Raw genomic sequence first — 21,368 nt, 5'->3', positions numbered from 1 at the left:
GCGGGGATCAGTGTGTCGGCGATCCGCAACAAGGTCGCGAGTTCGTCGGCGTTGAGGGCGCGCGGCGGAGCCGGGTGGCGCGGTGGCACCGACAGTCGCCGGTCGAGCGAACCGGCAAGATTGAGCGACGTCGCGGTCATGACGGGTCCTTCCCCTGGAGATCGTCGACAAGTTGTTTGCCGACGCGAAGAGCGAGAGCGGTGATCGTGCAGGTGGGGTTGGCCGATCCCGAGGTGACGAAGATACTGCCGTCGGCAAGGTAGAGGTTGGCAACATCGTGGGCCCGACCGTAGGAGTCGACGACCGACGCGGCAGGGTCGTCACCCATGCGGGCGGTACCCAGCAGGTGGCCGGGCTGATCCACCCACAGCTCCTGGGTGATGATGCGAGCGGCACCGGCCGCCTGATGTGCCTCGACCATCCGGTCGACCGTGAAACGCAAGATTTTCCACGTGTTTTCGCTGACGGTGTACTCGACCTTGGGTGCCGGCAGCCCGTCGGAGTCGACTTGATCGGCAGACAGCGTCACCCGATTGTGCTCCTCGGGAAGATCCTCGGTATTGGCCGCCCACAACACACCGCGCGATGCCGAGCGGGCGACATCGTGGATCGGCTCTCCCCACAGCTCGTCGAAGTCGAGATCAGTACGGTGTGCCTCGATCACGTTCAATGGACCCGGCGTCGGAAGTGCGTGCAGCTTCGCTCCCCGCACGAAGTCACGTGAAGGGTCGGTCTCGTAGAACTCCATGGAATGGATCAGCTGTCCCGCGGGCCCGCGCCAGCTTTCGAGCTCATCCTCGTAATAGCCCAGCGCGGTGCAGTTGGGATGGAGCATGAGGTTGCGTCCGACCAGGCCAGAGCTATTTGCCAGACCGTCGGGATGGGCGTCGTCGGCCGACATCAACAACAGACGTGGCGTGCCGATACCATTGGCGCACAACACAACCGATCTTGCCGGCTGATAATGGACGGTACCGTTGCGGTCGATCCATTCCACACCGGTCGCGTTTCCGGCGTCGTCGGTGACAACTTTGCGCACCCGAGCACCGGTTTCGACGCGAGCGCCAACCTGTTGGGCCTGCGGCATATAAATGAGATCGAACGACGCCTTGGCACCTTGCGGGCATCCCCACTCGCACACTCCCCACCGGCCACACTGTTCCAGCGTTTTGTTCTTCTGACTTGGGATCGCGTTGGTGCCGGGCCACCAGTGCCAGCCGAGCTTGTTCGCTCCTTCGACGGCTTTCAGCCCGGGTTTGCCCAGCGGCTGTGGTGGCAGCGGATATTCCAGTCCGTCCGGGTAGGCAGTGTCACCGTCGAGCCCCGACACACCGATGAACGCGTCGACCTCATCGTGGTACGGCTTGAGGTCGTTGTAGGAGATCGGCCAGTCGTCGGCGACACCGTCGAGGGTCTTGACCCGGAAGTCCGAGGGCAGCAGTCGCGGCCACTCGGCGCCGTAGAAGAGCGAGCCGCCGCCCACCGCGTTGAACATCACCGGCCACATGTCCGAGTCGGTGACATCGACCGGATAATCCGACGGCAACGCCCGTACATTCGGGTCATGTGCCCAGTCGTGCTGAATCAGCAACTCCCACTCCGGCTGATTGGCCGGGAAGTCACTCGGGTTGACCCAATCCCCCTGCTCCAGACAGACGACACTCAGTCCGGCGGTCGCCGCCGTGTGCGTGACGACCGACCCGGACGGTCCGGCACCGACCACCACGACATCGACCGGGTCGTCGGTGACCTCGACCGGTGCGGTGGCCCGTGAATGATCTACGGCCATGGGATTACTCATTTCTCTGTGGGCTGTATGAGTTTATTGTCGGGCTCGGAACGATTTCGTCGACCCTAGTGTGACCCGGCCTGTCGGCGTCGACACGCAAGATCGGTAACCTCGCGGCGATCGTGGTGCTCGTCCCGGGGTGGGGGTTCGGGGGCGGCCGCACGACGACATCGGCCGCCCCCGAAGCTCATGTCACGCGCCGGCGAGCACTCCGCCGTCGACGACGAACGCGGTTCCGGTGATGGCCGTGGACCGGTCGGACAGCAGGAACGACACCGAGTGCGCGATCTCGATCGGCAGGATGGCGCGGCCGATCGGCTGGAAGTCAGGCAGCCCCGCCTCGAGCTCCTCGCGGCCACCCAGGGCGGTGTAGTGCGGCACGTTCAGCGGGGTGTCGACAAATCCCGGGCACAGCGTGTTCACGCGAATGCCCTGCGCGCCGAAGTCGAGTGCGACAGCCTTCGACAGCGTCAGCACCGCACCCTTGCTCGCGGTGTAGGTGGTCAGCATCTTCTCCGCGCCGATCGAGTTGATCGACCCGAAGTTCACGATCGAGCCGCCGCCGACCTTGAGCATCTCCGGGATTGCATACTTGGTTCCCAGGAACACACCCTTGACGTTCACGTCGAAGGTCTTCTGGTAGTCCTCGACCGACGCATCGAGAATGGTGCCCGGCTTGAGTACACCCGCATTGTTGACGATGCCGTCGAGCCTGCCGAACTTCTCCACCGTGAAGTCGATGAGGCCCTTGACCTGCTCCTCATCGGTGACGTCGACGACCTTGCCGATCAGCCGGTCACTGCCGATCTCCAGTTTCCCCAGTCCCGACTCGGAGTGCACGGTCGCAACGACCTGCGCCCCTTCGTCGTGCAGGTGCAGCGCGGTGTCGAGGCCGATGCCACCGCCCGCTCCGGTGATGATGACGGTCTTGCCAGCGAGCAGGTCGCCCATGAGTACTCCTAAGTCAGAGGTGCGTTGTTCTCTTGTCGACAATACAACACTGGGTTGGCGGTGTACAGACCCTTCTTCGGGCTTTCGACGCTCAACCGGGCGAGGCCGTCGACCTCAGCGCCCGCCTGATCCTCCACCCGAATCATCGCGAACGGTGTCGAAAATCAGCGGGGATGTATCGGATTCTTCCGAACGCTGTTGCGAAATCTGGGCATCCGCCGTCGCCATGCTTACCGTCAGGTACGTGACAATCAAGGAAGCACCTGGGAGGAACCAGCGATGATTCGCGTACTCATCGCAGTCTCGGGTTCGGATCACTGAACCCTCGCCGACGGCGCCCATCACACCACCGGATTCTGGCCGGAAGAACTCGTGGTCCCCCACGAGGTGTTCCGAAAAGCGGTCTACGACATCGCTTTTGCCGCTCCCCTCGATCTGCACACCGTCTCCATCGATGACTACGACCTGATCTTCATCCCCGGCGGTCAAGGTCCGATGGAACACCTGTCCATGGACAAGGCATTTGGCGATCTTCTCCTTTCCTTCGACGACGCAGGCAAGACCGTCGCAGTCGTGTGTCACGGTCCTGCAGCGCTGCTCCCAGCGGTTGACGAGACCGGCGAGTGGGCGTTCACCGGTCGTCGCGTGACCGGTATCCGACGTCGAGGAAACCCAGCCGGGATTCGAAGACACCGCCCCATGGCTCCTCGAGAACCGGCTCGGAGATGCCGGCGGCAAGTACGAACAGGCCGATGACGCCTGGGGCGTACATGTCGTCATCGACGGGAATCTGTACACCGGAAGAACCCGACATCCACACGTCCGCTGGCCGAGCGTCTCGTCACCGACATCGCGGCAACCGCGTAGTCCGATCTCGGGCACGGGGCGCCGACGCTCATTCCGGTGCCCCGTGCGGCCCCCACCGCCCCTAGGGGACTCTCGTCATGTCGTTCTTCAATCATGACGTACCACAACCGATCTCGCGTTCGGGAAGGCATCCTCGACCCCGCCAAACATCAGCCGCTGGTTCCCGGCACATCTGCCGTCATACCTCGGCTAGTCGTGGAGGCCCATCTCGGCGAGGGGCTTGTGGAACGACATCGTCGGCTCGTCGCGCACGTCGTGGACCGCAAGGCGATCGCGCAGGTCCTCGATCCCCTCGAGGAGTCCCTCATGCCCATCGGGGGCAAGACGATGGCAAGAACCCAGTTCCCCACTTCCTGCTTCTCATCACGTCGTCGTTGCTGCTGCTGCGAACTGCTGCTGCATGTTAGATCCGTTCGAATCTGTCGCAGCTTCCTGGGGAAACAGCGCGAATCCGGAGCTAGTTGTCGCTGAAAATCCGGCTATAGATGTCGCAAAATCGCTCTTCGCTACACCGCACGACAATGAGACCTGCCGACGACGCCATGAGCATGCCGCTGGAACTCAAGCTGATGGTCCGGCTACAGCAGCGCGATTATCAGGCTTTGGCCGACCGCGGGAAGCATCGAGCACGACGACGTCCACGTTAACCGCAGCCAAGGACCGTTCCGCGATGAGTTGCTGGAGGCGCTGCTCAAGAACGCCGATACTGGAGTACTTCGCAGCCTTAGCTCTTCTCCTGTCGGAGCTGTCCCAGATCTCGTTGTCGAACCATACGACTAGATACACGCCGTCTGACGTGTGGATGTCTTTCATGTATCGGTTGAGAAGTTGTTCTTCCCAGGCAGTTTCGAGGTCATCATGCCAGCAGCCTTTGACCTCTACGGGCAGCACCACAGGCCGGAAAGTCGTGTCTGGTCCTTTGGCCTCGAGACGGAGATCGGTACGCTCGCCCATCCCCTGCCCTTTCTGATTGCGTACTTGCACCTCGCGGTTCACCACCGCGCCTTCGAGGATTGTTTGGAGCCTGTTGCGCAGATAGTCGGAGATCTCGTCCTCTGATTTCGGGCGCTTCGAGTGCGTGTCCCATAGGAGTGGCGCTTCGGGTGTATCGCCTTGCAGCACGGCTTGAATTTCGTCCAGCGCCGCCACGGTGGCAGTCCGCAGGTCTTGGGTGGTGCGTATTGGTGTCCGACGCGTGTCAATGGCGAGTGCGTCGAGGTCGTCCACCGTGAGTGGGATCCACTGGTTGGATGCGAGATTTCGTCGTGCCACGGTGAGCGCCGCGGCGAGGCCCGAAGATCCGGAATCGGCCTGGTGTATGCGGTTCAGTGCGTCGATATCGGCCGCGGTGGCGGACTCCATGAGGTACTGCGCCATGGTGTTCCGCCATGCTTCGGCGAAGTCGCGGCGATCGAGAAAGTGGACAATCCCGGGTCCCGTCGGATCGGGTTCGGCGATGTGGGTGCGCAGCCACAGATAGAGGTCTGCTAGATGCTCGGCCGTAAGTGCTGGCGCCCGATAGCGGCAGGTCTCGGCGAGCCGCCCGAACAGGTCTTGCGCCCAGGAAGTGTCTTCGTCTGCTCGCGCCCAGATGTCCTTCCAAACGTGTTCCGGGTGGTCCAGAAACAAGGCGATGCCGGCTCGAATCGACGCTTCTCGCGCACTGTCGTCGGTGTCGCCTAGTTGCTCGCTCAGCAGCGGGCGAACCAGCTGCATGTGTTTGTCTGTCAGGAAGTGAAGCACTTCCCACTCAGCGTGGCTCTGAGGCGTCCGAACTCCGTAGTGATCGAGGAGGGTCTGAGCGAACGCGGGAGTGTCGAGCAGCTTCAGTTCGATAGTGACATCGATGTGCTCCTTGGTCTCGACCGCGGCGTCGATCACCTGCAGCATCCGTTCTTCAAATCGGGTGCGCACGTGCGGCAGGACCACATCGAACAGCGCCGACTTGTCCGCTGCGTCGTCCGCCCGGCCGGACACAGGAAACGTCAGAATCGCCTTCGCCCACTGCCCCCATATCGTCTCCGGAAAGTCCTTCAACGATTCTGGTCGCTGATGCACGAGAGCTATGAACATTCGATAGCCGACGAGCGCGGGCCAGTATCCTACGTACTCCCCCATCACCGCGTCTTCACCGTCGTGATGGGCGTCAAGCCAGGCCACAGCCGCGTCCAGCAGACGCTGGTGTGTTTCCGGATCAGTATCGGCCCACCCCGGTCGTTTCGTCACGTCCGCGGTATCGTGGTCGACGCTGAGTCGATCTTCGCCCACCATCAACAACTGAAATGCTTCAGCAGCACAGCCATATTCGCCCTCGACAGCCGCGATCGCGAAACGCGAGATCGTGTCGGCAATGTTGATCTGAAGTTTCCGGCGTTCGAGCGTCGCTTCGTTTTCCTGCGTCCTCAGTCGATAGCGACGATACAGATCCGCTTCGGGTGAATCGAGCCGACAACTACCTCGACAAAACGCGAGTGCGTCGGCCGCCGGATGGTTGTCCGGCAGAGTGAGAATCATCTCTGCATGGCCCGGGAAATCGGGCGAGACGAGATGCTGCAGCACGATCTTCATGTTCTCCGTTTGTGTAGCGTCTCGCGCTCGAGCGTAGTGCTCGATCAACCACTCAAGGCTTGACGGCGGTAAGAGCCCTTCGTTGTCGTTGACGAAGCGGTACGCCATCGCGGCAGTGTGTTCCGGTGTGGCACGTTCAAAGACGGCCAGCGCAAGCCGACGCCGGTCGGACTCTGTCAGGGTTGGTGTGTCCCCCAATGCTCTGTCGACGTACAAGGGCCTGTAATCCGATGCACGAGTGATCGCGATTTGCGCAGCGGCATCAGCGATCTCAACGGATGTGTCAATCTCACGGATCAGGATCTGGGTCGCCTTCCGCACGAGATCCTCAAAGTGCTCGTCAGGGATCACGCCTGGGTGCGCAACGATCCACGCCGCCAAGGCTGGGGCGTCCCGGTCATCAAGGTCGTCAGCGAAGTCTCGGACGAAGCGCCAGTGCTGACCGTGAACATTTGCCACCTCGTGCGGCGTGAGCACCGCGAGAACGTCCTCGATGCTCATTGCGTGCGGGACCGATGCCCGCAATCCGATTCCTTGGAGTTCGAGACGACCCAGCAGGTCGAGGTCGCCTCGCGTGTCCTCGGAATCTGTAGCCAGCGGCACCAATTGGCTGGTCGGGTGCTCACTCGACAACACCTCGCACGCTGTCGCCGCCACCAGCCGATCCCTGACAGGCCTATCGGGATCGAGTGCGATATGACCGAATACTTCAGCCATATCACGTGTTTCGCATTGGATCGCGATAGCCGCGGCCACATCGAGCGTGGCTGCGTCAGCGGTCGGAACTATATCGATCAGCAAGTAACCCAGCCCTGCATAACTCAGTGTCCGGTAATCCATCCGTGCTCGATAGTCGAGGTCGATATCTCCTTGGAGAAGGGCACGGACAACTCGCTCGCGGAGGTCATCGGTGGGTACGTCTGTCCCGAGTGTGAACGCCGGGGGATCCACGTCCACAAGCCAACCGTAGTCCTGCGGGGACAGAGCGACGAGCCATGCGGCGACCGCTCTGGTCCGCGCGTAGAGGTAGTGCGGCGGTTCCGCGACAAGGAGAGCGCGCACTTGCGATTCAGAGAGCGCGTGAGTCGCGATCCATCGTGCAGCAAGATAGTCACCAAAAGTGGCGTGCGCCCATACCCGACGGTCGGTTCCACCGAAAAGCCCTCCGCGCCAGACTTCTTCCACCTCGGCAGGGGTAACGGACGTCGGCCACTCGGACCCATCGACGACACACTGCGACACTGTGGCGTCCTCGGGCGAAGCCTGCGCTTCGGGTCCCAACCAGATCGATGATTTCCCGCCGAAGGCCATGACCGCAGCCGTTCGTGCAGCGATTTCCATTGCTCGCCCCGGCACGAGTCGAGGCTGTCGAGGACCCCGGTCATCCGAAAGCTCTTCGCACAGGGCGGACATTCCTCTCTCGTAGAGGTCGGCTGACCGATTCGGTAGGGCACCATCGCGTTCGTATACACGCAAGAGCAAGTCCAAAGTCAGTGGGCGGGCGGCGATTGCCTCGACCCCCTTGCGCTCGACATCGCGCAAGAAGCGCTCCGGATCAACGCCCCTGCCTTCGGCGAAATTACTCACGTTCGCACGGGTCAGGGGCAACAAGAACATCGACTCACACGACGAGAATCGCTCATCGAAATCCTTCGTGTAACGGACTTCCCAATCACTTGCTCTACTGACGACCCGAAGCCACAGGCGCTCCGGCCCAATATCATCGACGTAGTCGAGGATCACCGAGAACAGCCCGGGAATCTGCCGCTGCGCCTCATCGAATCCATCAACGGTCAAGCACACGTCACCATCACCGGCTCGATCAACGACACCCTTGAACGCCCTGTGGACGGAGGACTCGCGCGACTTACCCACGAGATCGATCTTGAAAATCGAATCGACGCCGCAACACAACGGCGCCAAAACGCTCCCGTCGCCGACTGCCGTCGTCTTTCCGATGCCCGGCTCACCGAGCAGGATCAGACACCGCCTATCCGCAAGCCCGCGAGTCGCAACCGAGTCAGCGCCCCACAACGACGGTGCGGCGGCCCAGCCATCACTCGTCACGGCCTGCATGCCGTCGGTCGACGAGATCCAAAAGCGATCCATCCCATGGGCATACCTCACTTCACGTCTTCGATCAATCACCGCCCACTATCCAACTGCTCACAGCGCCATCAAGTGAGACTTCGATGTTCCACCGGGTGAGGACAAGGTCGGGATGCCGGATCGACCGCCATCACGTACCGAGGCCGTCATTGGGTCCACGCAGACCACTACGCTGTTCAGCGTGACAGTGACGTGCGAAGGGTGCCCGGAGTGCCTACGTGAAACCCGCAGCGAACTCGTCGGAAAGGCCGCCGCGATCAAGGTCTTGAATGACTCGACGCTGACACGCGTCTGCGCGCGGGGCGCGACCACATCGACACCAGACTACGAGTCTTCTCGATCGGTGGTCGAGGTCAAAGAGTTCCTCAGTTCCACCATGGCCAGGTACACAGACGCGATGGCCAAGCAACCCGTTGTGCAACCTGTCAACATGCTGTCGAAGACCTGGCACGTGATGCCAGAAGTGCTCTGGGAGTGGAATACAGCGCACGATCAGACTCCACGTGTCAAGGACCCAATCAACCGACTCGCACCACTCCTGGCCGAATTCGAGGCCCTGCGGATCCACGACCGGCGACGGGCCCCCATACCGCTTCTTTTTGAGCTCAGCGCCGTGATCGGGCGCGGCTACTGCGTAGTGGGCTCAAAAATCCCCGGCTATGGCCCGAGTGTGGTCTTGGGCCAGGCCATCTCCGGTGTGCGGTCCGGAGACATCGACGAAGCGATTGCCGATCCCGTACAGACGTGGCTCGATCACAGCTCCAGCAAAATGGTCGAATCACTACAAAGCGCAGAAGGACGCCGCGCATGCGGGGTCCTGGTCCTACCGCCCACTTAGACCCAACCTGCCGCCTCACACCTTTCGCGCTCCATCAATCACGACTTTCCGCACGATGTCCCAATTCGTTCGTTGAGACTTCCGAGCGAGATCGACGTACTCATAATCGCCGCCGAGTCTACCCTCCTGAGTTACGAACCATCCCAGGGGTGGCTACGGGAATTAGTCATCACTGACGAGATCTGACCGCAAGTTCACCTTCATCCCGGCTGTGTCTCGCTGCCCCTCGAGAGAGTGGTTCCCTCGCTACCCGATACCCCACCAACATTGGGTTGTCCCCTCCTCGATGCCGGCGGACAACACCAACTTCTTCACGGAGAACGAGTTTCATCGCGAAACATCGTGTGTAGCTTCTATTGCCGAAATCAGGTTGGCCTTTTTCATCCGGGAGAACCCGCGAATCCCCCCGGACTTGGCGATCGCGCGGAGCTCCGCGACTGTGCACTCACGGAGGATGTGGACATCCGCTGAGTCGGGACTGTGAGCCATTTGAGCGAGGTAGTCTTCGACATTGCGCCGGACGCCAGCCGAAATGTGGTCGCGCATCGCCTCCGCCAACGCTGTCGCGGTTTCGTCCACTGGCGAATCTCGGATCCATACAGATACCAAGCGAGCAGTTAACGTGCCCGGTCCGTTGAGAATCCTTTGAACGAGACACAGCGCCGCCGCATGTTTTTCGGTATTTGATTCGATGATCCACTTGGTGAGTCGATTGGCGACAATCGCCCTCACCCACGGGTCGGGATCGTGCGCCATGACGGCCAGCGAATCGAGCACCCCGTCACCACCGGTCGCCGCCATCACTGTGGCGGCTGCGATACGCGAGTCTCTGCCTCCCTCGAGAAGTCCCCAGGTTGATTCTGCAACGACAAGTTCCGGTTTCAGAGTAGCCAACGTGGAGACCGCAACTCCAGCGATTGAACCCTGCTCCATCAGCTTTGAGATTCGGTTGTGCTCTCTGCGTGCGTGTTGCTGCAGCACCGGGACCAATTTGTCGACAACTGGCCCCGGAATGCGCTCAGCCATCTGCCTGATGTACTCCAACGGCTGTCGAAGTTCGTTGGTGTAGATGGTGTTTGCGCGTAGGTAGTCGACGACTATGTTCCAGTCAGATGCGGCGGGATGCCATGCATTAATCATCACCAGGTCTGCCGCAGGATTACTGAAACCTGTTGTCGAGGAACCCTCCTTAAACCCCTCAATCTTCTTTTCCAGTCTGCCGTGGAGTGCGGCAACAAGTTGGACGGCGATCTCATGTCGAAGGTCTCGGACGTCGCCGTACGCGGAGAGCGCCGAGACATCACCTCCCGCTATTCGTTGTTCAAGCTCTGAGCGTCGCTCTGGATTGCGGGCGGACAGAACAGCCTCGAACGCGTCGGAAATCTCAGGAAGAGTGTCGCTTCGAGCCTCGATGCGGGTGAGATCGTCCTCTGTGAAAGACTGGGGCGGAATCGAAGTAATTAGATTTGCGTAGTCGTGGCTCCTGGGCATGTCGTCGCAGAATGGCTCGAGTGTTACGACGTGGTCTACAACGCGGCGCATGCACGCATTGTTGAGAGCCGGTAGCAGTGCCCCCAGCGTCTCAATCGCAGCCATCTCCAGGTTGTACGAACTCGCGATCGGCGCCTCGGAGTCTGACGATTCGAGTGCTTGAATCAACCAACACACGTGGATTTCAGCGGCGTCGTCGGAAATCACGTCCGCTCCGGCCTTGAGAAGCTGCAGGTCGGCGTGTAACGAGGTTCGGGTCGACCTATTCAGGTCAACTTCGCTGATCGCGTCCCTGACAGACTCTGGAGAGCCCGCCTCGAGTTGTTTCTCGACAGCCTGCTCGATGTGCGAGCGGGCTCCCGCGTTCCGCAGCAGGCGAAGACCAAGTTCGACTCGGTTTTCGCTATCTGACAACGTCAACACGGCTTGCGCCAACTGGATCATCGATGATCTCCACCCCCGCCGGTCAGCACCCATACCCGCAATCAAGGTCGCTGATCGCAAGTTCTTGAGCGCCTCATGATTCCGTCGCCTCGGCGATGCGTCAGATCTGGCCCATCGTTCGAAGGTATCATCGGCCGCGTTCTGCAGGCCGGCAGCCACCTCCTGTGTCCGCCACCATGAAGCAAGCGTATCGTGACTGAACACCGTGTCAGTTTCAGCTCCGCTTGGATGCCAGCCACTCCTGTAGATCAGATCCGATGCCGCGCCCACGATCGCCATCGCAGTAACGTCTGTGGCCGATGTCAAGCGGAGATCAATTGCTTCGAGCGCGAGAGTATTTGCGACATCCACCTGCCCAATTTCAGCTCGAGCACAAGCTAATTGGGTCTGAAGCCAGGCATGATCGACCGGCCCGCACGTATCTTGTTCGAGAGTCTGCTCAAGAATTACGCACCCGCGCCAGGGATCGCCGCGCTCGACGGCAAGTGCGCCCAACACCGCCGTGGCAGCAGCCCGTTCGAAGGGGCGCGCCGTCGCGGCGCGCACAAGTGGTTCCAGCACATCGGGCGCGGCATCATCGACAATGACGTCGTATAACGCAGCGAAGAAGCGCCACTGCCATGCCGTCGATGCGCGAGCCTGCTCGATGGTCGGTAGCTTCGCGGACCGTTTTGGCCGCAGACCCGCGGGTAGGCGGGCGAAACCAGCACTTTCAACGTCAGTTGCATCGATCCGCATTCGCAGCAATCGAGCGATCGCTTCATCCGGCGTGTAATCGCCCGTGTTCCCTTGCCCGATTGGCCGAGTAAGCAGCCGGGGCGCTATCAGAGCGTGGCGTAGCCGGTCCGTGGCCAGAATCTGGGTACTGTTCCGCGAGACTCCCTGCCAGTAAGGCATGCCATGATCGGTGAGAGCGATCCGAAGAAGATCCGAAAGATGTGTCAGGTCCACGGTATTCGCTTGTGGAACCAGGATTTTTGCACCTCGACCTGTGGACTGTACAGCGTCGTTCGTGACGTGCACCCAATAGGACACTCCAGTGTCCTCATCGTGCAACACGAGAAGGTGAGGGACGCGATGACTGACCCAGTACTCGAAATGGTCCGTGTCGTTCTCGCGATACCACCAGCCGCCGACACTACCTGCGGAGTCGTATTTCGGAGCGACAAAGAAGGTCGGACCGCTCTTGACCTGCGCGCCCACGAGTGCCCCGAGATCGAACAAGCGACTGTCTCGAGCCATCAACCACAGATCGGTTCCGAGGTCGTGTTCGACAGGATTCGGTGCGACACCCCATCCCAAGCCCTTGAACTGGGAACTGACAATGTCCTGCCCGATGGATCCGACCAGATTCGACTGTGATGCGCGCACCCCTACATCTTGCCGCCTACGGGCTGAGTCGGGTTTCCGCCGGCGTTTATCGCCGCCGTTGCCAGCTCTCCAGGGGGCGGTGGTGAGGCGTCGGAGAGCGACCGATAGTGGCGTCGCAGGCGAATACACCACGGAAGACCCAGAGGTCAACTTTCCTTTTCATGACCACCATTCGTCCGTTGAGTTCTTGTTTCATCCGTCGAAAACTTCCCGCCGACGAATCAAAACTCCACAGAGGAACTTCGCCGTACATCAACATTTTTGGCATCCACCATCACATTCACAGACACCCCGCTACTGGGCCTGAGACCAATGCTGGCCGCGCGGCGCACAGGTTGGCCACTTCAGCCACCCGCGCCGACCACTCGGCTCTACGGCGACGCCCATGCTCACATCTGATTTGCACTTCTATTATCTGAGATCGGTCGAAATAGACTCGGACAAATCGGGTTTAGACTCGGATCTCACACAACTCAACCTCACCACCACCGCCTGCGCGACAGGGGCGCACGACGCCGAACGCACACATGCATCAACCTGTGACCCTTGACACGTCCGCGTAGTGAATGTATATTCATTCATCATGAAAGGGCGGTCACCTACCGCACGGAGTATCGAAGGAGCTGGGCACATGAACTACGAGGACATCGACTACACCGTCGAGGGACCGACCGCGATCATCACGATGAACCGGCCGCAGCGGTACAACGCCTTCCGCGCCAAGACCGTCGAGGAGATGATCAACGCCTTCCGCCGCGCGTGGGCCGATCGAGACGTGCAGGCCGTCATCCTGACCGGCGCCGGCGACAAGGCCTTCTGCACCGGCGGTGACGTCAAGCAGCGCGCCGAGACCGGCGACTACGGCCCATCTGACAGCGGCATGTTCGAGATCGGCAACCTGCACAAGACCATTCGCGACATCCCCAAGCCGGTCATCGCCGCGGTCAACGGTCTCGCGATCGGTGGCGGACACGTGCTGCACGTGCTGTGCGACCTGACCATTGCGGCGGACACTGCGCGCTTCGGGCAGTCCGGCCCCAAGGTCGGTTCCTTCGACGCCGGCTTCGGCTCGGCCTTCCTCGCCCGCGTCGTCGGCGAGAAGCGCGCCCGCGAGATCTGGTACCTATGCCGCCAGTACGACGCCGAGACCGCGGAGCGCTGGGGCCTTGTCAACTGGGTCGTCCCCGCCGCCGACCTCCTCGACGAGGCCAAGAAGATCGCCGCCGAGATCGCCGAGAAGTCCCCCACCACGATCAAGTTCCTCAAGCAGAGCTTCAACGCCGACACCGACCACCAGGCCGGGCTGTCGAACATGGCGATGAGCGCCCTCGACCTGTTCACCCACTCCCCCGAGGGTCTCGAGGGTGCGACAGCGTTCGCCGAGAAGCGCCAGCCCGAGTTCAACAAGTACGTCGGCGCCTGAGCCGCCCGACCCGAGACGCAACGAACAGGAACCCCAACACCATGAGCAGCAAGAACATCGCCGTCGTCACCGGAGCCGGATCGGGCATCGGCAAGGCCATCACACTCGCCTTCGCCGAGCAGGGCACCATCGTGATCGCCGCCGACCTCAACCTCGATGCGGCCAAGCAGACGGCCGAGATCAACTCGAACATCGTCCCGATGAGCGTCGACGTCGCCGATCGTGCCACCGTCGATGCCCTGCGCGACGCCGTCAATGCCGAAGTGGGTGTCCCCAACATTCTGGTGAACGCGGCAGGTTGGGACCGGACCGATCAGTTCCTCAACGCGACAACCGAATTCGCGGAGAAGGTCGTGGCCATCAACTACCTCGGCCCGGTGCACATGTGCAGCGCGTTCCTGCCCGGGATGGTCGAGGCGTCGAAGAGCGACGACTGGCAGGGCGGCCGCATCGTCAATCTCGCCTCGGATGCCGGCCGGGTCGGGAGTTCCGGTGAGTCGATCTATGCGGGTGCCAAGGGCGGCGTCATCGCACTCTCCAAGTCGCTCGCCCGCGAGATGGCCCGCTTCCAGATCACGGTCAACGCGGTCTGTCCCGGGCCCACCGACACCCCGTTGTTCCAGGCCCAGGCGGAGAAGCTGAAGGAAGCTCTGGTCAAGGCGATCCCGTTCCGTCGTCTGGCCCGGCCCGACGAGGTCGCAGCGCCCGTTCTGTTCTTCGCCTCCCCCGCCGCGTCGTTCATCACCGGACAGGTGATCAGCGTCAGCGGTGGACTCACCATGGCCGGCTGAGCCACGACAGATCATCGGAGATCCCGCCATGAGCACCACCGAATCTCAGTACGTGTACGACGCACACCAGTACCGGACCTTCTTCGAGAGCGAATTCACCTACCTGAACGGCTTCCGCCGCAACACCCACCGCTACGCCAACGCGATCGCGATGATCGAACCGATCACCGACACCGAGTGGACCTACGCCCAGCTCGGCGATGCGGTGGACCGGGTCGCCACCTCCCTCGCGTCGCTGGGCGTGCAGGCCGGTGACGTCGTCGCCTACCAGCTGCTCAACGGCCCCGAGTTCGCCCAGCTCTACCTCGCGACCCAGGCGGCCGGCGCCGTCGGTTCCCCGGTGAATTTCCGGCTCGCCGCCGGCGAGACCGCGGTGATCCTCGACGTCAGCCGGCCCAAGGTCTACGTCTACGAGACCGATCTCGCCGAGATGGTCACGCGAGCCATCGAACTCGCCGATCACACACCCGATGTGCTGATCGGCGTCGGCGACGGCGACCTCATCGACGCGCCGACATCACTGCGCTTCACCACCCTTGCCCAGGCCGAGCCGAACCCTCCGGTGGTGACTCGCGGCGTCTTCGACGAGACGACCCGTCTCTACACCTCGGGTACCACCGGGATGCCCAAGGCGGTGCCGATGAACAGCGCGATCGAAATCTTCTCGGCGCACGACGTCATCATGCACTTCCCGCTGTCGCCGGAGGACCGCACACTGAACATGACCCCGTGGTTTCATCGCGGCGGACTGTACTGCGCGGGACCGAATCCGACGTTCTATCTGGGATCCTCGCTGGTGCCGATGCGGACCTTCGATCCGGAACAGACGCTCGACTGGGTGGAGAAGTACCGTCTGACCTTCCTGATCGGCGCCCCCACCAACCTGGCGATGCTCGCCAACGCCCAGGAGCGGAACCCGCGGGACCTGTCCAGCCTCAATGGCATCGTAACGATGGGTGCGCCTCTGGAACGCGAAGCGGCGCTGCGCTATCAGCAGATCCTGACCCCGCGGATCTTCAACGGCTACGGCAGTACCGAGGGCTTCTGGAACACCTTCCTGCGGCCCAGCGATCTGCCGGCTCGGGCCGGCACCGCCGGGCGCGCCTGCATCGACGACGACGTCCGTGTGGTCAAGGTCCACGACGACGGTCACCTCGCGAGCCCCGACGAGACGGTCGCCCGCGACGGCACCGAGGTCGGCGAGGTCATCATCCGGTCGCCGAAATGCGCGGCCGCCTACTACGACTCACCCCATCAGGAGAAGGCGAAGTACCGCGGCAGCTGGCTGCATATCGGTGACCTGGCCACCTGGGATGCCGAGGAGTTCGTCACCATCGTCGGCCGCAAGGACGACATGCTGATCTCGGGTGGCGAGAACGTGCACCCAGTGCAGGTCGAGGAGGCGCTCAACGGTCATCCCGACGTCGCGGACTCGCTGGTCGTCGGGGTTCCGGACGACCGTTGGGGGCAGCTGGTGGTCGCCTATATCCTGCCGGCCGAGGGCGCCGCCCCAACCGCCGAACAGCTCGACGACTACTGCCGTCGGCATCCGATGCTGTCGACATTCAAACGCCCCCGCGCCTACCGATTCGTCGACTCGCTTCCAGTGTCGGCGACCGGAAAGAAGCTGCACTACAGGGCAACCGAATCCGCCGCCACCGACATGGCGGCCGGCGAGTTCAAAACTCCCCAGACCACATCCACCGCTTCGAGATAGGAATCCCGATGAGCACCTCGACCAGCACCCCGAAGTTCTCCGCCCTCGACCCCCTCAACCTCGACCTCGACTATTCCGACGACGAACTCGCCGTGCGGGACTCGGTGCGCGGCTTCCTCGCCGAGCACGTCACCCCCTCCATCGGCGAATGGTTCGAAAGCGGTGGCATCCCCATCGCCCGCGACCTGATGAAACAATTCGGTCAGCTCGGGGTACTCGGCATGCACCTGGACGGATACGGTTGTGGTGGAGCGAGTTCCGTCCACTACGGCCTGGCCAGCCTCGAGCTGGAAGCCTGCGACTCCGGCATCCGGTCCATGGTGTCGGTCCAGGGATCGCTGGCAATGTACTCCATCTACAACAACGGCTCCGAGGAGCAGAAGCAACGTTGGCTGCCGTCGATGGCCGAGGGAACCACCATCGGCTGCTTCGGACTGACCGAACCCGACGCCGGGAGCGATCCGGCCTCGATGAAGACCCGCGCACGCCGTGACGGCGACGACTGGATTCTCGACGGCCGCAAGATGTGGATCACCAACTCCCCGATCGCCGACGTCGCTGTCGTCTGGGCCAAGACCGACAACGGTGTCCGCGGGTTCATCGTGCCCACCGACACCCCCGGCGTCAGCACCCCGGAGATCAAACACAAGCTCTCACTGCGCGCCTCCACGACCGGTGAAATTGTCTTGGACAGTGTCCGGCTGCCGGCGGACGCACTGATGCCCGGCAACGACGACCTACACAAGGGCAACGGGATCAAGGCACCGCTCTCGAGCCTCACCGAGGCACGCTACGGGATCATCTGGGGTTCGATGGGAGCCGCACGCTCGGCGTGGGAGGCGGCAGTCGACTACGCCAAGCAGCGCACCCAGTTCGGCAAGCCCATCGGTGGATTCCAGCTCACCCAGGCCAAGATCGCCGACATGGCCATCGAGTTGCAGAAAGGGCAGTTGCTGGCCCAGCACCTCGGCCGGTTGAAGGACTCCGTCGGCCTGCGCCCCGATCAGGTCAGCTTCGGCAAGCTGAACAACACGCGCGAGGCCATCAAGATCTGCCGCACCGCGCGAACCATTCTGGGCGGCAACGGCATCTCGTTGGAGTTCCCGGTGATCCGGCACATGGTGAACCTCGAGTCCGTGCTGACCTACGAGGGGACTCCGGAGATGCACCAGCTCGTGCTCGGACAGGCCTTCACCGGTGAGAGCGCCTTCCGCTGAGAGCTTTTGGCGAGAGTGGTCTCGATACGCCGCCTCGCCTGGCGGCTCGGAGGCTACTCGACCAGCGGGAGGGCCGTCTCGCTACGCTCGTCGGCACTCGACCGGCGGGAGGCCCACCCAACCGCTGGTTGAGTAGCGACGAGCGAGCGCAGCGAGCCCGACGCGTATCGAAACCATCTTCGCAACAACCACTCCACAAGGGACGCAACATGACTCCTCTGACCCACGACATCGAGCACAAGCACTTCCGCGAGACCGTCGCGAAGTTCGTCGCCGAGCAGATCACCCCGACCCACGAGAGCTGGGAGAAGGCCGGCCAGTGGGACCGAACCTTGTTCACCGAGGCGGGCAAGAACGGACTGCTCGGGTTCCCGGTCCCCGAGGCGTTCGGCGGCCCGGGCGTCGACGACTTCCGCTACAACGCGATCGTCATCGAGGAGACCGCCAGGATCGGCGCGGCGGCCGAGGCCATCGCGTTCTCGTTGCAGAACGACGTCGTGCTGCCCTACCTGGTCGAGATGACCGACGACGAGCAGAAGGCGCGATGGCTGCCCGGCGTGGTCTCCGGTGAGACCGTGCTCGGTATCGCGATGACAGAGCCGGGCGCGGGCAGCGACCTGACCGGCATCCGGACCACCGCGGTCCGCGACGGCGACCACTACGTCGTCAACGGGTCGAAGACCTTCATCTCCAACGGCCGCAACGGTGACCTGTTCGTCGTCGCCACCCGCACGAGCCCCGACAAGCACAAGGGACTGACACTGTTCGTCGTCGAGGCCGACACTCCCGGCTTCGAACGCGGCCGCAAGCTCGACAAGATCGGGCTGCACGCCCAGGACACCAGCGAACTCTCGTTCACCGACATGCGCGTCCCCGTCGCCAACCGGCTCGGCGAGGAAGGTCAGGGCTTCTACCAACTGGTGCACAACCTGCCGCAAGAGCGGCTGTCGCTGGCGATCGGCGCGGTGGCCGCGGCCGAAGGAACGTTCGCCCGCACCCTCGAGTACGTGAAGGAGCGCACCGCGTTCGGCTCACCCATCTCGTCGTTTCAGAACACCCAGTTCGTGCTGGCCGAACTCGCCACCGAACTCGACATCGCGCGCACCTATCTCGACGACTGCATCGCCGAGCACGTCGCGGGCAACCTCACCGCGGCCCGCGCGGCGAAACTGAAGTGGTGGGCGACCGAACTGCAGGTGCGCACCGCCGACCGCTGCCTGCAGCTGCACGGCGGCTACGGCTACATGCGCGAATACCCGGTTTCTCGCGCCTTCATCGACGCACGCATCCAGACCATCTACGGCGGCACCACCGAGATCATGAAGACGATCATCGCCAAGGATCTGGGCATCTGAGAGGATTGGGGCCGTGACGAGGAGTTCAGCCACCACGACATCGGTGGACGTGGCCGAGGCGGTCCGTGCCGCCCGGACATCGTCGCGGCGGCGTCAGCTGCTCGATGCCGCGGTCGCGGTGATGGGCCGCACCGGCTTCCACCAGATGTCGATGCAGGCCCTCGCCGACGAGGCACAGGTCAGTGTCGGGCTGTTCTACAAATACTTCGGCAGCAAAGAGGACATCCTGCTCGCCGCCATCGTCGACATCCTCGAAGCCTTCCGCGACCAGCTCCAGCCGGCGATGGATCTGGCCGGCGACGACCCGGTGCTTCAGCTCATCGCCGGATTCCGGCAGTACACGAGCATCGTCGAGGAGAACCGTGACGCCGTGGTGCTGACCTATCGGGAGAGCCGCACCCTCGATGCCGAAGGCCGCGAGAAGATCAAGGAGCTCGAGGTTGAGACCGCCGCCCCGATGCGCGACGCCATCACCGCCGGCATCGAGGCCGGGCTGATGAACGACGTCGACGTCGACCTAGTGGTGTTCGACCTGATGATGCTCGCCCACGGCTGGGCACTCAAACACTGGCACTTCGCACCCGAGTACGCGCTGGACCACTACATCTCCGCGCAGCTGCGGTTCGCGCTCCCCACGCTGGTCATCCCGGAGAAGCTCGACAAATACCTGGCGCAGATCTGATCGCCTCTCGCTCTACCGCCGTTCCCCGAGATGCAGGCGTGGCCGCGGGTTGCCTTCTTGTGTCTCCGATACCCCAATACCCCAATGAGTGTGCGACACGTAAGTAGGTGACCTCTGTTGTTGCTGGTGGGCCGATAGTCTGGTTGTGTATTAGACAACCAGATTGGAGTGGGTGGTGGCTGATCGGTCGTTGGAGGAGTTGGAAGCAGCGCGAGCACAGTTGTTTGCCGAGTTGGCGGCGACCGGCGATTTCCGGCGGGGATCGGTCAGCGAGAACTATCGCCGCTGCGGCAAACCGAATTGTGTGTGCGCGCGGCCGGATCATCCCGGTCACGGGCCCCGCTATCTGTGGACGCGCACGGTGTCCGGGCGGCGCACCAAGGGCCGGCAACTGGCGCCGGAGGAGGTGGACAAGGTGCGCGCCGAGATCGCCAACTACCAGCGGTTCGCTGATGTGTCCGAACAGATCGTGGCGGTCAACGAAGCGATCTGCGAGGCCCGCCCGCCCGGTGGCGAGGTCCCTGTCGCGCCGGCCTCGACACAGGCCGAAAAAGGGGGCCCGCCATCGAGATCGCCGACCAGATCACGACGCAGATCGCCGCCGAAATAGACCGCCTCGCCAGTCTGGCCACCACTGGGCTGGGCCGCACCGATGCAGACCTGGCTGCGGTCGAGACCGCGATCCGGGCCGCGATGACCCAGATCGGAGCCAGTCTGCTCGAGCAGTTGTTGGGTGCCGACGGCGGCTACCGCGGCCCTCGCGTGGACTGCGGTGACGGGCACAGCGCACGGTTCGTCGGCTACCGGGACAAGACGATCACCACCGTGCTCGGCGCGATCACCGTGCGTCGCGGCTACTACCACTGCGCCGACTGCGGCCACGGCGTGCTCCCGCGTGATGACGAACTCGGCGTCGCCGACGCCTCCCTGTCACCCGGGCTCCGCAAGATCACCGCGGTCGCCGCCGCAGCCGCCCCGTTCGCCGCCGCCTCCACCCTGCTGGCCGAGCTGGAATCAGGCTGGGCACCAAACGTATCGAACGTTCCGCCGAAACCGACGGGGCCGCTGCCGCCGACCGCCAAACCCGCGAATCGGCCGCCATCTACCGCGGCGAGGTCACCGTCCTCCCACCCGCCGAACAGCCGTTGCCCGACAAACTCTACATCGCCATCGACGGCACCGGCGTCCCCATGACCGCTGCCGCCGTCGCCGGACGCGCCGGTAAGGGACCCGACGGCCGCGCCCACACCCGCGAGGTGAAACTGGCCGCCGTGTTCACCCAAACCGCTGTCGATGACGACGGCCGACCGATTCGTGACCCCGACTCCACCAGCTACGTCGCCAGCTTCGCCACCGTCGGCGACTTCGCACCCCTGGCCGCCGCCGAAGCCACCCGCCGCGGCGCCGAGCAGATCCGCCAACTCGTCGTTCTCGGCGACGGCGCCGCCTGGATCTGGAACCTCGCCACCGCCAGGTGGCCGCACGCCACGCCCCATCGTCGACCTCTACCACGCCCGCGAACACCTCCACGCCCTCGCCGATCTGCTCACCGACACCCTCGGCCCCGACCACGATCAGTGGCTCCAGGCCCGCCTGGCCGACCTCGACACCGGCGACATCGAACACCTGGTCACCACGACCGAAACCCTGCTGCCCGCACTCGATCCACTCCTCGCCGCCAGCACCGCAAAAGCGTTGGGCTACTTCACCACCAACGCCCACCGCATGCGCTACGGCTACTTCCGCGACCTCGGC

The 21,368-nt window shown here is 63.0% G+C and carries 13 protein-coding genes and 2 pseudogenes; 11 read left to right on the top strand and 4 right to left on the bottom strand.

Annotated elements, in window-relative coordinates; all coding sequences use genetic code 11:
• Nucleotides 1-136: 136 nt before the first annotated feature.
• Both GORHZ_RS24660 and GORHZ_RS24655 read right to left on the bottom strand, forming a co-directional pair.
• A complete protein-coding gene (locus GORHZ_RS24660; protein ID WP_006337933.1) occupies nt 137-1,789 on the bottom strand; it encodes a GMC family oxidoreductase in 1,653 nt (550 codons plus the stop codon).
• 192 nt (nt 1,790-1,981) lie between these two features.
• A complete protein-coding gene (locus tag GORHZ_RS24655; RefSeq protein ID WP_006337932.1) occupies nt 1,982-2,740 on the bottom strand; it encodes an SDR family NAD(P)-dependent oxidoreductase in 759 nt (252 codons plus the stop codon).
• 279 nt (nt 2,741-3,019) lie between these two features.
• On the opposite strand from GORHZ_RS24655, the pseudogene GORHZ_RS30385 reads away from it, so the two are divergent.
• Nucleotides 3,020-3,607: pseudogene (locus tag GORHZ_RS30385) on the top strand (type 1 glutamine amidotransferase domain-containing protein).
• 561 nt (nt 3,608-4,168) lie between these two features.
• Here GORHZ_RS30385 and GORHZ_RS24640 read toward each other — a convergent pair.
• A complete protein-coding gene (locus GORHZ_RS24640; protein ID WP_006337929.1) occupies nt 4,169-8,284 on the bottom strand; it encodes an NACHT domain-containing protein in 4,116 nt (1,371 codons plus the stop codon).
• Between the two features lie 181 nt (nt 8,285-8,465).
• Here GORHZ_RS24640 and GORHZ_RS24635 point away from each other — a divergent pair, with 181 nt between their 5' ends.
• Entirely contained in the window at nt 8,466-9,122 is a 657-nt protein-coding gene (locus tag GORHZ_RS24635) for a hypothetical protein (protein ID WP_157205351.1), read from the top strand.
• Nucleotides 9,123-9,449: 327 nt separating this feature from the next.
• Here GORHZ_RS24635 and GORHZ_RS30380 read toward each other — a convergent pair whose 3' ends face one another.
• A complete protein-coding gene (locus GORHZ_RS30380) occupies nt 9,450-12,428 on the bottom strand; it encodes a DUF4365 domain-containing protein (RefSeq protein ID WP_169330695.1) in 2,979 nt (992 codons plus the stop codon).
• Nucleotides 12,429-13,059: 631 nt separating this feature from the next.
• Here GORHZ_RS30380 and GORHZ_RS24615 point away from each other — a divergent pair.
• From GORHZ_RS24615 to GORHZ_RS31090, 9 genes and pseudogenes are all read left to right on the top strand, one after another.
• A complete protein-coding gene (locus GORHZ_RS24615; protein WP_006337924.1) occupies nt 13,060-13,851 on the top strand; it encodes an enoyl-CoA hydratase-related protein in 792 nt (263 codons plus the stop codon).
• A gap of 41 nt (nt 13,852-13,892) precedes the next feature.
• The gene (locus GORHZ_RS24610) at nt 13,893-14,642 is read left to right on the top strand and encodes an SDR family NAD(P)-dependent oxidoreductase (protein ID WP_006337923.1); all 750 of its coding nucleotides are present in this window, start codon (nt 13,893-13,895) and stop codon (nt 14,640-14,642) included.
• Between the two features lie 28 nt (nt 14,643-14,670).
• A complete protein-coding gene (locus GORHZ_RS24605; RefSeq protein ID WP_006337917.1) occupies nt 14,671-16,359 on the top strand; it encodes a class I adenylate-forming enzyme family protein in 1,689 nt (562 codons plus the stop codon).
• 8 nt (nt 16,360-16,367) lie between these two features.
• Nucleotides 16,368-17,576, top strand: coding sequence for an acyl-CoA dehydrogenase family protein (locus GORHZ_RS24600; RefSeq protein ID WP_006337916.1), 1,209 nt, complete (start codon nt 16,368-16,370; stop codon nt 17,574-17,576).
• A gap of 209 nt (nt 17,577-17,785) precedes the next feature.
• Complete coding sequence (locus GORHZ_RS24595) at nt 17,786-18,931, top strand: acyl-CoA dehydrogenase family protein (protein ID WP_006337915.1); 1,146 nt, start codon at nt 17,786-17,788, stop codon at nt 18,929-18,931.
• Between the two features lie 13 nt (nt 18,932-18,944).
• Nucleotides 18,945-19,613 (top strand): TetR/AcrR family transcriptional regulator, encoded by a 669-nt coding sequence (locus tag GORHZ_RS24590; RefSeq protein ID WP_006337913.1) that lies wholly within the window; start codon nt 18,945-18,947, stop codon nt 19,611-19,613.
• 175 nt (nt 19,614-19,788) lie between these two features.
• Nucleotides 19,789-20,223, top strand: a complete 435-nt coding sequence (locus tag GORHZ_RS24585; protein WP_006337911.1) for a DUF6788 family protein — start codon at nt 19,789-19,791, stop codon at nt 20,221-20,223.
• A gap of 83 nt (nt 20,224-20,306) precedes the next feature.
• Nucleotides 20,307-20,807: a hypothetical protein gene (locus GORHZ_RS31095; protein ID WP_006337909.1), complete on the top strand. Its 501-nt coding sequence runs from the start codon at nt 20,307-20,309 to the stop codon at nt 20,805-20,807.
• A 99-nt stretch (nt 20,808-20,906) separates the two neighbouring features.
• Nucleotides 20,907-21,368, top strand: a pseudogene (locus tag GORHZ_RS31090) (hypothetical protein); the annotation flags it as partial.

The sequence above is a fragment of the Gordonia rhizosphera NBRC 16068 genome (genome assembly GCF_000298195.1).
In the GTDB taxonomy this organism is placed as follows: domain Bacteria; phylum Actinomycetota; class Actinomycetes; order Mycobacteriales; family Mycobacteriaceae; genus Gordonia; species Gordonia rhizosphera.
The sequence above is the reverse complement of the archived record's forward strand: the minus strand, read 5'-3'. Positions and strand labels throughout refer to the sequence as shown.

Excerpts from the sequence above, each read along its gene's own strand:
- GORHZ_RS24660 (WP_006337933.1), bottom strand. The coding sequence starts at position 1,789 with ATGGCCGTAGATCATTCACGGGCCACCGCACCGGTCGAGGTCACCGAC.
- GORHZ_RS24655 (WP_006337932.1), bottom strand. The coding sequence starts at position 2,740 with ATGGGCGACCTGCTCGCTGGCAAGACCGTCATCATCACCGGAGCGGGC.
- GORHZ_RS24640 (WP_006337929.1), bottom strand. The coding sequence starts at position 8,284 with ATGGATCGCTTTTGGATCTCGTCGACCGACGGCATGCAGGCCGTGACG.
- GORHZ_RS24615 (WP_006337924.1), top strand. The coding sequence starts at position 13,060 with ATGAACTACGAGGACATCGACTACACCGTCGAGGGACCGACCGCGATC.
- GORHZ_RS24610 (WP_006337923.1), top strand. The coding sequence starts at position 13,893 with ATGAGCAGCAAGAACATCGCCGTCGTCACCGGAGCCGGATCGGGCATC.
- GORHZ_RS24605 (WP_006337917.1), top strand. The coding sequence starts at position 14,671 with ATGAGCACCACCGAATCTCAGTACGTGTACGACGCACACCAGTACCGG.
- GORHZ_RS24600 (WP_006337916.1), top strand. The coding sequence starts at position 16,368 with ATGAGCACCTCGACCAGCACCCCGAAGTTCTCCGCCCTCGACCCCCTC.
- GORHZ_RS24595 (WP_006337915.1), top strand. The coding sequence starts at position 17,786 with ATGACTCCTCTGACCCACGACATCGAGCACAAGCACTTCCGCGAGACC.
- GORHZ_RS31095 (WP_006337909.1), top strand. The coding sequence starts at position 20,307 with ATGACCCAGATCGGAGCCAGTCTGCTCGAGCAGTTGTTGGGTGCCGAC.